The 816-nt window shown below is 33.1% G+C and carries 1 pseudogene; it reads right to left on the bottom strand.

The features are described from left to right. Positions 1–442 precede the first annotated feature (442 nt). A pseudogene (locus RR876_RS16755) lies at positions 443–816 on the bottom strand (hypothetical protein); the annotation flags it as partial.

The raw sequence follows: 816 nt of genomic DNA, 5'->3' as shown, positions 1-816 counted from the left end.
CTTCGATAAAGCATTCTTGAAGTACACGCGCTGCGACATTAGCAATCTCACGTTCTTTGTCACTTTCATCAATTAGATATTGATTTGACATATTTACCTCTATTAGCAAAACACTGGATTAAATTATTTAGTATCAGAGGACCACAAAACAAGAAGAAATAGGGTGAAAATTGGCAATAATATCCTGCACCACCGTTCATATGGATTGTTTAACTGAGATGAACAAACCCGTGGAACATTGATCAAGAACTAATCGTGGAACGTGAAGAATCCATAAAAAAGCCCAATCGGGTGTGACTGGGCTTTCAACATCAGCATAAAACTATGATTTATATGAAATAAAAAAGTGCATTTCGTATAACGTGCATTATGTTAATTTTAGAAATAATTCAAAATTATAGGTTCTTATAAGCACCTCAATAAAAATAAATAAAACCTTTTTTTATTTATTTTGTTCCAACAAAACTTGCTTAGTTATTTTCCATCCTTCATCTTCTACAAGACTAACTGTATAACGAAATTTATTAGCTGGACCCATATTTCCCCCATCAACACCACCGAACTTATCATCGGCATAAGCATATGAGACTATTTCAAATTCATCTGGACTAACTTGTTTAATTGACTTGATAAAACGATAATTTATTGAAGCTTTATCAGTATTCCAGAAAGCTTCATTGTTATCACCAAAAGCATCATTTGTTGTTACTAATAATGGTCTATTTGGTGAAAATCGTGAAACCTCAGAAACATAATAAGAATGAGTTCCTGTTCCCCCATTGCATCCTATATCTCCATTCCAAAGGACATAGTAAG

The organism is Acinetobacter sp. (genome assembly GCF_036666595.1).
Classification (GTDB): Bacteria; Pseudomonadota; Gammaproteobacteria; order Pseudomonadales; family Moraxellaceae; genus Acinetobacter.
The sequence above is the reverse complement of the archived record's forward strand: the minus strand, read 5'-3'. Positions and strand labels throughout refer to the sequence as shown.